Origin of the sequence: Enterobacter cloacae complex sp. 372C4 (assembly GCF_050030615.1) — a bacterium.
GTDB classification, from domain to species: domain Bacteria; phylum Pseudomonadota; class Gammaproteobacteria; order Enterobacterales; family Enterobacteriaceae; genus Enterobacter; species Enterobacter intestinihominis.
Genome location: NZ_JBLGUQ010000001.1, coordinates 628,986 through 642,621, shown reverse-complemented (window position 1 = coordinate 642,621; position 13,636 = coordinate 628,986). Strand labels below are relative to the sequence as shown.

The window sequence follows — 13,636 nt, the reverse complement described above, 5'->3', positions numbered from 1 at the left end:
TATGCTGCAAAACATTCGAATCGTGCTGGTCGAAACATCGCACACCGGCAACATGGGCTCTGTGGCCCGCGCTATGAAAACCATGGGCTTAACGAACCTGTGGCTGGTTAATCCGCTGGTGAAACCAGACTCTCAGGCTATTGCGCTGGCGGCCGGCGCCAGCGACGTGATAGGGAATGCACAGATTGTGGACACCCTGGACGAAGCCCTGGCCGGTTGCAGTCTGGTGGTGGGGACCAGCGCGCGCTCCCGTACGCTGCCCTGGCCGATGCTGGACCCGCGCGAATGCGGCCTGAAAAGTATCTCAGAAGCGGAACAGGCGCCGGTTGCGCTGGTGTTTGGTCGTGAACGCGTTGGCCTGACCAACGAGGAACTACAGAAGTGTCACTACCACGTGGCGATTGCCGCAAACCCGGAATACAGCTCGCTGAACCTGGCGATGGCGGTGCAGGTGATTGCCTACGAAGTGCGCATGGCATGGCTGGCGACGCAGGAAAAACCGGTCGAACCTAAAGAAGAGACGGCCTACCCGCTGGTGGACGATCTGGAGCGCTTCTACGGCCACCTGGAGCAGACGCTGCTCTCTACCGGCTTTATCCGTGAAGGCCATCCAGGGCAGGTGATGAACAAGCTGCGCCGTATGTTCACCCGGGCGCGCCCGGAAAGCCAGGAGCTGAACATCCTGCGCGGGATCCTGGCGTCGATTGAGCAGAAGAATAAAGAGTAGTGCCGTGTGTTCGCCGGGTGGCGCTTCGCTTACCCGGCCTACAAAGCCCGTAGGCCCGTGCAAGCGCAGCGCCGCCGGGCAAAAAATACGGCACAGAAGGTTAAATACCTGACTAAAACAGTCAAGTAAATAGTTGACCAATTTAGTCAGGAATGTCAGACTTGGCCCTGCTATGCAATACCCCCATTTTACAATAAAAAACCCCGGGCAGGGGCGAGTTTGAGGTTAAGTAAGACATGAGACTGACATCTAAAGGGCGTTATGCCGTGACCGCGATGCTGGACGTTGCGCTCAACTCCGAAGCGGGCCCGGTTCCGTTGGCTGATATTTCTGAACGACAGGGGATCTCCCTCTCTTATCTGGAACAGCTGTTCTCCAGACTGCGTAAAAATGGACTGGTGTCCAGCGTTCGTGGCCCGGGCGGCGGTTATCTGCTGGGTAAAGACGCGGGCAGTATTGCGGTTGGCGAAGTGATTAGCGCAGTTGACGAATCCGTTGACGCGACCCGTTGCCAGGGCAAAGGCGGCTGTCAGGGCGGCGATAAATGCCTGACCCACGCGCTGTGGCGCGATCTGAGCGACCGTCTGACCGGCTTCTTGAATAACATCACCCTGGGTGAGCTGGTTAATAACCAGGAAGTTCTGGATGTTTCTGGTCGTCAGCACAGTCAGGATTCACAACGCAGCACCCGCACGCAGGACGCCATCGACGTTAAACTGCGCGCGTAATTAAAAAGATAAGTATTCAGAATCAGGCCGGGGTGGTCACACCCCGCGTACTCGGTCGTACATCCAGCCGGTTGCCTGATTCCTTGCATTGAAGCGATGTACGGAGTTTATAGAGCAATGAAATTACCGATTTATCTCGACTACTCCGCAACCACGCCGGTGGACCCGCGTGTTGCCGAGAAAATGATGCAGTGTCTGACCCTGGACGGAAACTTTGGTAACCCAGCTTCCCGTTCACACCGTTTTGGCTGGCATGCTGAAGAGGCGGTTGATATCGCCCGTAATCAGATTGCTGACCTGGTCGGTGCCGACCCGCGTGAAATTGTTTTCACCTCCGGTGCGACCGAATCCGACAACCTGGCGATCAAAGGTGCAGCCAACTTTTATCAGAAAAAAGGCAAGCACATCATCACCAGCAAAACCGAACACAAAGCCGTGCTGGACACCTGCCGTCAGCTGGAGCGTGAAGGGTTCGAAGTGACTTACCTGGCGCCGCAGAGCAACGGGATCATCGACCTGAAAGAGCTCGAAGCGGCGATGCGTGATGACACCATTCTGGTTTCCATCATGCACGTTAACAACGAAATCGGTGTTGTGCAGGACATCGCCACCATCGGCGAAATGTGCCGTGCGCGCGGCATCATCTACCACGTGGATGCGACCCAGAGCGTGGGCAAACTGCCTATCGACCTGAGCCAGCTGAAAGTGGACCTGATGTCCTTCTCCGGCCACAAAATCTATGGCCCGAAAGGGATCGGCGCGCTGTACGTTCGTCGTAAGCCACGTATCCGCATTGAAGCACAGATGCACGGCGGCGGTCACGAGCGCGGCATGCGTTCCGGTACGCTGCCTGTTCACCAGATCGTGGGGATGGGCGAAGCGTATCGCATCGCGAAAGAAGAGATGGAAAGCGAGATGGCACGCCTGCGTACACTGCGTAACCGTCTGTGGGACGGCGTGAAGGATATGGAAGAAGTCTATCTGAACGGCGATCTCGAGCAGGGCGCGCCGAACATCCTCAACGTCAGCTTCAACTATGTTGAAGGCGAGTCGCTGATCATGGCGCTGAAAGACCTGGCCGTTTCTTCCGGTTCTGCCTGTACGTCTGCAAGCCTGGAGCCATCCTACGTGCTGCGTGCGCTGGGCATGACTGACGAGCTGGCACACAGCTCTATCCGTTTCTCTTTAGGTCGTTTCACTACCGAAGAAGAGATTGACTACACCATCAAACTGGTCCGTAACTCCATCGGCCGTCTGCGCGACCTTTCTCCACTGTGGGAAATGTTCAAGCAGGGCGTGGATCTGAACAGCATTGAATGGTCACATCACTAATCGGTACATAAGGAGAATTCAATCATGGCATACAGCGAAAAAGTTATCGATCATTACGAGAACCCGCGCAACGTTGGCTCTTTTGACAACAGCGACGAATCTGTCGGTAGCGGTATGGTTGGCGCGCCAGCGTGTGGCGACGTGATGAAGTTGCAGATTAAAGTCAACAATGAAGGTATCATTGAAGACGCGCGCTTCAAGACCTACGGCTGCGGTTCTGCTATCGCCTCCAGCTCCCTGGTCACCGAGTGGGTGAAGGGCAAGTCTCTGGACGAAGCACAGGCAATCAAAAACACGGACATTGCTGAAGAACTCGAACTGCCGCCGGTGAAAATTCACTGTTCAATTCTGGCAGAAGACGCGATCAAAGCCGCCATTGCGGATTACAAAAGCAAACGTGAAGCAAAATAATTGAGGTTTGAGTATGTCGATTACCCTTAGCGACAGCGCTGCCGCGCGAGTAAGCTCTTTTCTGGCGAACCGTGGTAAAGGCTTTGGCCTGCGACTGGGCGTACGTACCTCCGGCTGTTCTGGTATGGCTTACGTACTGGAGTTTGTTGACGAACCGGCGTCTGATGACACCGTGTTTGAAGACAAGGGCGTGAAGGTGGTGGTCGATGGCAAAAGCCTGCAATTTCTCAACGGCACTCAGCTGGACTTTGTAAAAGAAGGCCTGAACGAAGGGTTCAAATTTACGAACCCGAACGTCAAAGACGAGTGTGGTTGCGGCGAAAGCTTCCACGTTTAACCGCGTTCCGCTGTTATACCGATTAATTCGTGTTGCAGAAAGGCGGCAAGCGAGTGAATCCCCGGGAGCTTACTTAAGTAAGTGACTGGGGTGAACGAGCGCAGACAACGCATCTGCAGCGCGAAGTAAGAAGGTATAACCCCACCGTGGCTTTGCTGCGCGTGGGGTTTGTTCTAACAGGCTACCCCTGAGATTGTTATGGATTACTTCACTCTCTTCGGACTACCCGCTCAATACCCGATTGATCTCCAGGCGCTGACGATCCGTTTTCAGGATCTCCAGCGTCAGTACCATCCGGATAAATTCGCCAGCGGGACGCAGGCAGAGCAGCTGGCTGCGGTATCACACTCCGCAACCATCAACCAGGCCTGGCAAACGCTGCGTCATCCGCTGGCGCGTGCAGAATATCTGCTCTCGCTCCACGGTTTTGATCTGGCGAGCGAACAGCATACCGTGCGCGACACCGCGTTTCTGATGGAGCAGCTGGAGCTTCGCGAAGAGCTGGATGAAATTGAACAGGCTAAAGACGAAGCGCGTCTGGAACGTTTTCTCCAGCGCGTAAAGGGCATGTTCGATACCCGCCATCAGCAGATGGTTGAGCAACTGAACAACGAGACCTGGGACGTGGCGGCAGACACTGTGCGCAAACTCCGTTTTCTCGATAAACTGCGAAGCAGTGCTGAACAACTCGAAGAAAAGCTGCTCGATTTTTAATTTCGGAAGCAATTATGGCCTTATTACAAATTAGTGAGCCAGGCTTAAGCGCCGCACCGCACCAGCGTCGTCTGGCGGTCGGTATTGACCTGGGCACCACCAATTCTCTCGTGGCGACCGTGCGTAGCGGCCAGGCGGAAACGCTGGCTGACGAGCAGGGCCGCCATCTGCTGCCTTCCGTGGTCCACTACCAGCAGCAGGGTCACGCTGTCGGCTTTGATGCCCGCGCCAATGCCGCGCGCGATCCGGCTAACACCATCAGCTCGGCTAAGCGCATGATGGGCCGCTCGCTGGCGGATATCCAGACCCGTTATCCGCATCTGCCGTACCAGTTACAGGCCAGCGAAAACGGCCTGCCGATGATTGCGACATCTGCCGGTCTGCTGAACCCGATTCGTGTTTCTGCTGACATCCTCAAAGCGCTGGCGGCGCGCGCGACGGCGACGCTCGGTGGCGATCTGGACGGCGTGGTAATCACCGTTCCGGCCTACTTCGACGATGCACAGCGTCAGGGCACCAAAGACGCCGCGCGTCTGGCGGGCCTGCACGTGCTGCGTCTGCTGAACGAACCGACAGCGGCAGCCATTGCCTACGGCCTCGATTCCGGTCAGGAAGGGGTGATTGCGGTTTACGATCTCGGCGGCGGGACGTTTGATATCTCTATCCTGCGCTTAAGCCGCGGTGTGTTCGAAGTGCTGGCCACCGGCGGGGATTCCGCGCTCGGCGGCGATGACTTCGACCATCTGCTGGCGGACTACATCCGCGAGCAGGCGGGCATCAGCGATCGCAGCGATGCGCGCGTCCAGCGTGAACTGCTGGATGCGGCCATCGACGCCAAAATCGCCCTGAGCGATGCGCAGTCCGTCAGCGTGGACGTCGCAGGCTGGCAGGGTGAGATCACCCGCGACCAGTTCAGCGAACTGATTGCGCCTCTGGTTAAGCGTACCCTGCTGGCCTGCCGTCGCGCATTGAAAGATGCGGGCGTTGAGGCTAACGAGGTGCTGGAAGTGGTCATGGTTGGCGGCTCAACCCGCGTGCCGCTGGTACGTGAGCGCGTAGGGGAATTCTTTGGCCGCACGCCGCTGACCTCTATCGACCCGGACAAAGTGGTTGCCGTGGGTGCCGCTATCCAGGCCGATATCCTGGTCGGCAACAAGCCGGACAGCGAAATGCTGTTGCTGGACGTCATCCCGCTGTCTCTGGGTTTAGAAACCATGGGCGGCCTGGTGGAGAAAGTCATTCCCCGTAACACCACCATTCCGGTGGCGCGCGCGCAGGAGTTTACGACCTTCAAAGACGGCCAGACCGCGATGTCCATCCACGTGATGCAGGGCGAGCGCGAGCTGGTGCAGGACTGCCGCTCTCTGGCGCGCTTTGCGCTGCGCGGAATTCCGGCGCTGCCGGCGGGCGGGGCGCATATTCGCGTCACCTTCCAGGTGGATGCGGACGGTCTCCTGAGCGTGACGGCGATGGAAAAATCCACCGGCGTCGAATCGTCCATTCAGGTGAAGCCGTCCTACGGCCTGACCGATGGCGAAATCGCCTCCATGATTCAGGACTCAATGAGCTACGCCGAGCAGGATGTGAAGGCGCGTATGCTGGCGGAACAAAAAGTGGAAGCCGCACGCGTGCTGGAAAGTCTGAACGGCGCGCTCGCTGCCGACGCCGCGCTGTTAAGCGCCGCTGAGCGTCAGGTGATTGATGACGCTGCCGCGCGCTTAAGCGCCGTGGCCGAAGGCAATGACGCTGACGCGATAGAAGAAGCCATTAAAAACGTTGATAAACAAACCCAGGACTTCGCTGCTCGCCGCATGGACAAATCTGTCCGCGTCGCGCTGAAAGGCCAGTCCGTGGACGAGGTTTAATATGCCAAAGATTGTAATTTTGCCTCATGCGGACCTCTGTCCGGATGGTGCTGTTCTGGAAGCGAAGACCGGCGAAACCATTCTCGATGTAGCCCTGCGTGCAGGTATCGAAGTGGAACACGCCTGTGAAAAATCCTGTGCCTGCACAACCTGCCACTGCATCGTGCGTGAAGGTTTTGACTCTCTTGCCGAGAGCACCGAAGACGAAGACGACATGCTGGATAAAGCATGGGGTCTGGAGCCAGACAGCCGCTTAAGCTGCCAGGCTGCGGTGACCGATGAAGATCTGGTCGTGGAGTTCCCACGCTACACCATCAACCACGCACGCGAGCATTGATATGGGACTGAAGTGGACAGACAGCCGTGAAATCGGCGAAGCGCTCTACGACGCGAACCCGGATCTCGATCCGAAGACCGTACGATTCACCGACATGCACCAGTGGATCTGCGATTTAGAGGATTTCGACGATGATCCAAACGCATCCAATGAAAAAATTCTGGAGGCGATTCTGTTAGTCTGGTTAGATGAAGCAGAATAAATAACAAAACGGGCTGCCTTCAGGCGGCCCGTTTGCTAGTTGCTAATAAGGAAAAATAAAATGACCGAAGCGATGAAGATTACGCTCTCGAATCAGCCTGCCGACGCGCGCTGGGGCGAGAAAGCCACCTGGAGCATTAATAACGACGGCATTACCCTGCACCTGACGGGCAACGATGATTTGGGCCTGATCCAGCGCGCCGCGCGTAAAATTGACGGCCTTGGCATTAAGCATGTCACTCTGGCTGGCGAAGGCTGGGACACCGACCGCAGCTGGGCTTTCTGGGCGGGTTACAAAGGGCCGAAAGGCACCCGTAAAATTGAGTGGGCGAACCTCGATGAAGCCGGTCAGAAAGAGCTGGAAAGCCGCCTGAAAATTATCGACTGGGTGCGCGACACCATCAACGCCCCGGCGGAAGAGTTGGGGCCTGAGCAGCTGGCGCAGCGCGCGGTTGACCTGCTGTGCGGCGTGGCGGACGACAAGATGTCCTACCGCATCACCAAAGGTGAAGACCTGCGCGAACAAAATTACATGGGTATCCACACCGTGGGTCGTGGCTCCGAGCGTCCTCCGGTCCTGCTGGCGCTGGATTACAACCCAACCGGCGATAAAGAAGCGCCGGTCTTTGCCTGTCTGGTCGGGAAAGGTATCACCTTCGATACCGGCGGTTACAGCCTGAAGCAGAGCGCGTTCATGGACTCCATGAAGTCCGACATGGGTGGCGCGGCGACCATTACCGGCGCGCTGGCGTTCGCCATCACCCGTGGTCTGAACAAGCGCGTGAAGCTCTACCTGTGCTGCGCGGATAACATGGTGAGTGGCAACGCCTTCAAGCTGGGCGACATCATTCGCTACCGCAACGGTAAAAATGTTGAGGTGATGAACACCGATGCCGAAGGCCGTCTGGTGCTGGCCGATGGCCTGATCGACGCCTCTGCGCAGAAGCCGGAGCTGATTATCGACATGGCGACCCTGACCGGCGCGGCGAAAACTGCCCTTGGCAACGATTACCATGCGCTGTTCAGCTTCGACGACAAGCTGGCCGCTCGCCTGCTGGCCAGCGCGGCGGCGGAAAACGAGCCGTTCTGGCGTCTGCCGCTGGCCGAGTTCCACCGCAGCCAGCTGCCGTCTAACTTCGCCGAGCTGAACAACACCGCGAGCGCGGCGTACCCGGCGGGAGCCAGCACAGCAGCAGGCTTCCTGTCTCACTTCGTTGAGAACTACCATGAAGGCTGGCTGCACATTGACTGCTCCGCAACCTACCGTAAAGCGGCGGTTGAGCAGTGGTCCGCAGGCGCAACCGGTCTGGGTGTGCGTACCGTGGCGAACCTGCTGACGGCTGAGTGATCTTTTTTGCCGGGTGGCGCTACGCTTACCCGGCCTACAAAACCCGTAGGCCCGTGCAAGCGTTGCGCCGCCGGGCAATTGTGAAGTAGCCAAACTATGTCAGAAACCAAAAACGAATTAGAAACCCTGCTGGAGCAGGCGGCGACCGAGCCCGCCCACCGTCCGGCCTTTTTCCGCACGCTGCTGGAATCCACCGTCTGGGTGCCGGGCACCGCCGCGGAAGGGGAGCAGGTTGTCGAAGACAGCGCGCTGGATCTGCTGCACTGGGAGAAAGACGACGGCACGTCGGTGATCCCGTTCTTTACCTCGCTCGAGGCCTTGCAGGAAGCGGTAGAAGACGAACAGGCGTTCGTGGTGATGCCGGTGCGCACGCTGTTCGAAATGACCCTGGGGCAGACGCTGTTCCTCAACGCCAAACTGCCGACAGGGAAAGAGTTCACTCCGCGTGAAATCAGCCATCTGATTGGTGACGAGGGCAACCCGCTCAGCACCCAGGAGGTGCTGGAAGGGGGCGAAACGCTGCTACTGTCTGAAGTGGCCGAGCCGCCCGCGCAGATGATTGACTCCCTGACCACGCTGTTTAAAACCATCAAGCCCGTAAAACGCGCGTTCCTCTGCTCCATCAAAGAGAGCGCTGACGAAAAGCCTGTTCTGCTGATTGGAATTGAGGCCGATGGCGATATCGACGAGATCATCCAGGCGGCGGGAAGCGTAGCGACCGACACGCTCCCGGGCGATGAGCCGATTGATATCTGTCAGGTGAAGAAAGGTGAGCAGGGCATCAGCCACTTTATTACCGAGCACATCACTCCGTTCTACGAGCGTCGCTGGGGCGGCTTCCTGCGCGATCTCAAGACCAACCGCATTATCTGATTACGGCGGGGTGACCTTCACCCCGTTGCTTCCAGCAACAGTAAATCCATCAGCAGCACCAGATTCGACTCAAACGACGTCACCCCTGCGGCTTCGGCGGCGAAATGTACCGCTTCGTCATAGAGGGCAAAATGCACGTCGGCCATACCTGCCAGCGTATTGGCCGACGCGCGGGTAAACGCGACGATCGTCATGCCGACGTTTTTGGCGATCCGCGCTTTATCCAGCACCTGCTCCGTTTCGCCGCTGCGCGAAACGGCAATAAATACCTGATAGCGTGCGGCGTTGCTGAGAAAAATATTCCGGCTGTCCCCCGGTCCGGAGATGAACGCGGTTTTTCCCAGCACCTGCAACTTCTTGGTCAGGTACTCGGCAAAAAGATATGAAAACCCGGCGCCGTAGAGAAAGAAGCTCTCTTTCTGGCGCAGCAGGCTGGCAAACTGCTGGCGTTTGTCCTGGGTAACCCACTGGAAGGTCTGCTGATAGTTGGCAATAAACCGGGCAAAAAGCGCGGGCATTTCTGCATGTTGCGCAGACTGTACGGTGATATGCGGCGTGTCAGAAAGCAGCTGCTTGCAGTGCCAGATAAACTCGCTAAATCCGCTGAAGCCCAGCTTCTGGCACAGCCGCATAATCGTCGCGGTGGAAACAAATGTCGCCAGCGCCAGCTCGCGCACCGTGATATTGCCCACCAGCAGCGGATGCTCAGTGAGGTGGGCGAGGACGCGATACTCCGCGCGGGTCAGTGACGACCCGCGTGTTAACAGCGTTGCCAGGCGGTTATCCATTATTTCGCCGGTTCTACCGGCAGATCGTCCCGTGCACCCCATTCACTCCAGGCGCCGTCATACAGCGTCACGTCATTCGCGCCAAGGGTTGCCAGCGCCAGGATCACCACGCAGGCCGTCACGCCGGAGCCGCAGCTGGCAATAACCGGACGATGCAAATCCACGCCCTGACGTTCAAAAATGGCACGCAATTCATCGGTGGTTTTCAGCTCGCCTTCAAACACCAGATCGCCCCACGGCACGTTCAGCGCCCCCGGGATATGTCCGCGCTTCAGCCCCGGACGCGGTTCATCCGCTTTTGCATTGAAGCGCGGAGCAGGACGGGCATCGACGATTTGCGCCGTTTTTTCATGGCTCACGACCAGCACGTCGGTCAGGCGTTTCACCACGTGTGCGTCGAACGTGGCATCGAATTCGCCTTCCGGCAGCGTCACGTCGCCCTGCTGAAGCGGCAGCTCGTCGCGCTTCCAGCCCGCAAGCCCGCCCGCCAGAATCGACACTTTTTCCACGCCGAAGTTTTTCAGCATCCACCACGCCCGCGGGGCGGAGAAGAGGTTACCCTCATCGTAAACAACGAGGTGTTTGTCTTTGCTGATGCCGAGCTCGCGCATCGCCACGGAAAACGCTTCCGGACGAGGCAGCATGTGCGGCAGGGGAGAGGTGTGATCGGAGAGGGCTTCGATATCGAAAAAAACCGCGCCAGGCAGGTGCCCTGCGCGATATTCAGCGGGAACGTCACGATGCTCCTGGCCCGGAGGGGCCATGCGCGCGTCGATAATCTGAACTTCCGGGTCGTCGCCGTGCTCAATCAGCCAGTCGGCGGCGACAAAATATGAGGTGGACATGGTTGCCTCCATTCTTTTCCGTAAAAAAGGATTGTCGGTGTTTTTTCTGACACCGACAAGTTAACCACGTTCAACTCGCGAGCAAGCCCCTATTTTTTCACCGCTTCACCGTCCTGCCATGCCTTTTGCAGCGCTGGCCAGTAGTCGCGGTTGGCTTCGATCATCTCATCCAGAATCGCTTTTGCGTGCTCCATGGTCGGCACGGTGCGGTTCAGGGTAAACGCCTGCAACGCTTTCTCGTAGCTGCCTTCGATGGTTGCCTCCACCAGCAGCTGTTCAGAAGCGAGCTGCTGTTGCAGGAGCGTCTGGTGGAACAACGGCACCTGACCCACGCGGACAGGCTCCGGCCCTTCGGAGGTGATATAGGCAGGTACTTCCACCACCGCATCGTACGGCAGATTGGTAATCGCCCCGCGGTTTTCCATCATCACCAGATGACGTTGGCGCAGGTTGAATGCCAGCGAGCAGGCGACATCGACGATAAATTCGCCGTGAACACCTACGTGGAAGGCGTCCGGTAAGATCCCGCTGCGCTGATACTCTTCGGCGGCGGCAAACAGCTTTTTCTCACGTCCGTTCATCACTTCGTTGGCACGGGTATAGTCCGGGTTCTGATGCTCCACAATCTGGTTCGGCATCAGGTAGTACTGTAGATACGGGTTCGGCAGGTACTCCGGGAAGTTATCCATAATCGGCTTGATGTTGCGCCAGGTTTTCACCCATGACGGATCCGAGTGCTGCGGGTCGGTTTTGGCCGCGTCTTCCGTCAGCAGGCCAAACTTCGCGATATGTTTACGCAGCTCCGGCAGTTTGTCCTCGCCGTCCACCAGCACGCGGGTAAACCAGCCGAAGTGGTTGAGGCCAAAATAGTCCACCTCCAGTTTATGACGGTCCACGCCCAGAATGGCGCCCATATTGCGCATCGCGGCGACAGGCATATCGCAGATGTTCAGCACGCGTGCGTTGGGGCGCAGGCGACGCACGCCCTCAGCGACGATCGCCGCCGGGTTGGAGTAGTTCACGATCCACGCTTTCTCGTGCGCGTAGCGTTCCACCCTATCGATCAGCTCTACCATCGGCAGGATCGTACGCAGGCCATATGCCAGCCCGCCGGGTCCGCAGGTTTCCTGGCCGACCACTCCGTGGCGCAGCGGAATTTTTTCATCCTGCTCGCGCATTTTGTACTGTCCGACGCGCATCTGAGCAAAAACAAAATGCGCGCCGCTGAAGGCCACTTCCGGATCGCTGGTGACCGTGAATTTGATGCTCTGGCTGTGGTCGCGAATGACCTTTTCCACTACGGGCGCAATGGTGTTCTGGCGCGCCTCGTCGATGTCATACAGGCGAATCTCTGCCAGGGGGAAATCGTGCAGGCGTACCATCAGGCTTTTCACTATACCTGGCGTGTAGGTGCTGCCGCCGCCGGCAATCGACAGAATGAATGGGGGTGTTAACATCTTTAGCTCCTTTCAGAGAAACGTCTCAACGGCTTCTCGCATTTTTTTGACATGCAGCCCGTAGACCACCTGAACGTTGTTACCTTGTTTGATAATCCCTTTCGCGCCGGTCGCTTTCAGGCGCGGTTCGTCGATGATGGCGACGTCCTTCACCGTGACGCGTAAGCGGGTGTAGCAGTTATCAACCACCTGAATGTTTTCCCGACCGCCCAGACCGACGACGATCGATTCGCCCAGCCCGTCGTTATTTCCCTTCGCCTGGTATTCCTGTTTGCTGTAGAGGCGCGTCTCCCGATCGTCATCTTCACGACCGGGCGTTTTCATGTTGAAACGCAGGATCAGGAAGCGGAACACCACGAAATAAAGGGCGAACATGATCAGCCCGACCACGATGTACATGGGCCAGTTGGACTTTTCCGTGCCGAGCGGCAGGTTGTAGAGGATAAAATCGATAATTCCGTTGGCGCCGATGGCGTGAACGCCAAACAGGGTGAACAGCATCATGCCAATGCCGGTCAGCACCGCATGCACCACGAACAACAGCGGGGCGACAAACAGGAAAGAGAACTCGATCGGCTCGGTTACGCCGACCAGCAGCGAGGTCAGCGCCGCCGGGATCAGAATGGCTTTCGCAATCGCTTTACGCTCTGGCTTCGCGGTCATGTACATCGCCAGCGCGGCGGCGGGAAGGCCGAACATCTTGCTGATGCCGCGAGCATCCCACACCACGGTGCTGCTGAGCTGCTTCACGTCCGGGCAGGCCATCTCGGCGAAGTAGATATTGCGCGCGCCCTGGTAAGCCGTACCGCACACCTCCTGCGTACCGCCCAGTTCGGTATACAGGAACGGCGTATAGACCAGATGATGCAGGCCCGTCGGCACCAGAATGCGTTCAAGGAAACCGTAGATCGCCACCCCAAACGGACCGGACCCTTTGATCGCCAGCGCCAGGGCGCTTATTCCATGCTGTGCGTACGGCCAGAGTTCGCTCATGACCACGCCGAGCAGCATAGAGACTGGCAACATCACAATCGCGACAAAGCAGTGGCCGGAGTATATCGCCATCGCGCCGTTAAACTGGACACCGGAATATTTGTTGTACAGATAACCGGAGAGCGCCCCGGTCAGGATCCCGGCGAAAACGCCCATCTCCAGCACCTGGACGCCCAGTACCATACTTTGTCCGGCGGCTTTCATCTGCTCCGCAGGGGCCAGTTCTCCCTGAAGCTGTAACGTCACGTTCATGGCATTGATAAACACGATAAAAGTCACCAGCCCAATCAGCGCCGCGTAGCCTTTGTCTCGGGTTGCCAGGCCAATGGGGATCCCGACGGCAAACACCAGCGCCAGGTTGACCAGCACCGACACGGCAGATTTGGCGATCAGCTGGCCGACACTCTGGATCAGCGGATGGCCGAGAAACGGCAGGTACTCGGCCAGATTGCCGTTACCCAGCACATTCCCAAAGGCGATAAACAGACCGACGATAGGTAAGATAAGTACAGGTCCGTAAAGTGATTTTCCGAAATTTTGTAGGGCGTTCACGGCTCGTTTCATGGCTTTCTCTCTTATTGAACCGCGCACTCGGGGTGCGTCATGGTCATAAAACTAGCAGGCATGATGCGAGCTTATCCAGCTATCTTCTTGTTTTAAAAACAAATGACGCGAAAGGT

General features: G+C 57.7%; 15 protein-coding genes. 11 read left to right on the top strand and 4 right to left on the bottom strand.

Features of this window, described 5'->3' with window-relative positions:
* Window position 1 precedes the first annotated feature (1 nt).
* From trmJ to sseB, 11 genes are all read left to right on the top strand, one after another.
* A complete protein-coding gene (trmJ, locus tag ACQG11_RS03040) occupies window positions 2-727 on the top strand; it encodes a tRNA (cytosine(32)/uridine(32)-2'-O)-methyltransferase TrmJ (protein ID WP_015572157.1) in 726 nt (241 codons plus the stop codon).
* A 236-nt stretch (window positions 728-963) separates the two neighbouring features.
* Complete coding sequence (iscR, locus tag ACQG11_RS03035) at window positions 964-1,455, top strand: Fe-S cluster assembly transcriptional regulator IscR (protein ID WP_003860665.1); 492 nt, start codon at window positions 964-966, stop codon at window positions 1,453-1,455.
* Between the two features lie 117 nt (window positions 1,456-1,572).
* Window positions 1,573-2,787, top strand: coding sequence for a cysteine desulfurase (iscS, locus tag ACQG11_RS03030; protein WP_006176692.1), 1,215 nt, complete (start codon window positions 1,573-1,575; stop codon window positions 2,785-2,787).
* 24 nt (window positions 2,788-2,811) lie between these two features.
* A complete protein-coding gene (iscU, locus tag ACQG11_RS03025; protein WP_003860661.1) occupies window positions 2,812-3,198 on the top strand; it encodes a Fe-S cluster assembly scaffold IscU in 387 nt (128 codons plus the stop codon).
* 13 nt (window positions 3,199-3,211) lie between these two features.
* A complete protein-coding gene (gene iscA, locus ACQG11_RS03020) occupies window positions 3,212-3,535 on the top strand; it encodes an iron-sulfur cluster assembly protein IscA (protein ID WP_003860659.1) in 324 nt (107 codons plus the stop codon).
* A gap of 198 nt (window positions 3,536-3,733) precedes the next feature.
* Entirely contained in the window at window positions 3,734-4,249 is a 516-nt protein-coding gene (gene hscB / locus ACQG11_RS03015; RefSeq protein WP_022649017.1) for a co-chaperone HscB, read from the top strand.
* Between the two features lie 14 nt (window positions 4,250-4,263).
* Window positions 4,264-6,114, top strand: coding sequence for a Fe-S protein assembly chaperone HscA (gene hscA, locus ACQG11_RS03010; RefSeq protein ID WP_426728168.1), 1,851 nt, complete (start codon window positions 4,264-4,266; stop codon window positions 6,112-6,114).
* 1 nt (window position 6,115) lies between these two features.
* A complete protein-coding gene (fdx, locus tag ACQG11_RS03005) occupies window positions 6,116-6,451 on the top strand; it encodes an ISC system 2Fe-2S type ferredoxin (RefSeq protein ID WP_003860652.1) in 336 nt (111 codons plus the stop codon).
* Between the two features lies 1 nt (window position 6,452).
* Complete coding sequence (iscX, locus tag ACQG11_RS03000; protein WP_003860650.1) at window positions 6,453-6,653, top strand: Fe-S cluster assembly protein IscX; 201 nt, start codon at window positions 6,453-6,455, stop codon at window positions 6,651-6,653.
* Between the two features lie 60 nt (window positions 6,654-6,713).
* Window positions 6,714-8,000, top strand: a complete 1,287-nt coding sequence (gene pepB / locus ACQG11_RS02995) for an aminopeptidase PepB (RefSeq protein WP_426728167.1) — start codon at window positions 6,714-6,716, stop codon at window positions 7,998-8,000.
* 96 nt (window positions 8,001-8,096) lie between these two features.
* Complete coding sequence (gene sseB, locus ACQG11_RS02990) at window positions 8,097-8,873, top strand: enhanced serine sensitivity protein SseB (RefSeq protein WP_032623766.1); 777 nt, start codon at window positions 8,097-8,099, stop codon at window positions 8,871-8,873.
* A 17-nt stretch (window positions 8,874-8,890) separates the two neighbouring features.
* On the opposite strand, the gene ACQG11_RS02985 is transcribed toward sseB, so the two are convergent.
* From ACQG11_RS02985 to ACQG11_RS02970, 4 genes are all read right to left on the bottom strand, one after another.
* Window positions 8,891-9,661: a MurR/RpiR family transcriptional regulator gene (locus ACQG11_RS02985; RefSeq protein WP_023306706.1), complete on the bottom strand. Its 771-nt coding sequence runs from the start codon at window positions 9,659-9,661 to the stop codon at window positions 8,891-8,893.
* The gene (sseA, locus tag ACQG11_RS02980) at window positions 9,661-10,506 is read right to left on the bottom strand and encodes a 3-mercaptopyruvate sulfurtransferase (RefSeq protein WP_426728166.1); all 846 of its coding nucleotides are present in this window, start codon (window positions 10,504-10,506) and stop codon (window positions 9,661-9,663) included. Before sseA ends, ACQG11_RS02985 begins: the two co-directional genes overlap by 1 nt.
* Before the next feature lie 89 nt (window positions 10,507-10,595).
* A complete protein-coding gene (locus ACQG11_RS02975) occupies window positions 10,596-11,963 on the bottom strand; it encodes a 6-phospho-alpha-glucosidase (protein WP_426728165.1) in 1,368 nt (455 codons plus the stop codon).
* Window positions 11,964-11,975: 12 nt separating this feature from the next.
* The gene (locus tag ACQG11_RS02970) at window positions 11,976-13,520 is read right to left on the bottom strand and encodes a PTS transporter subunit EIIC (protein WP_038416508.1); all 1,545 of its coding nucleotides are present in this window, start codon (window positions 13,518-13,520) and stop codon (window positions 11,976-11,978) included.
* Between the last annotated feature and the right edge of the window lie 116 nt (window positions 13,521-13,636).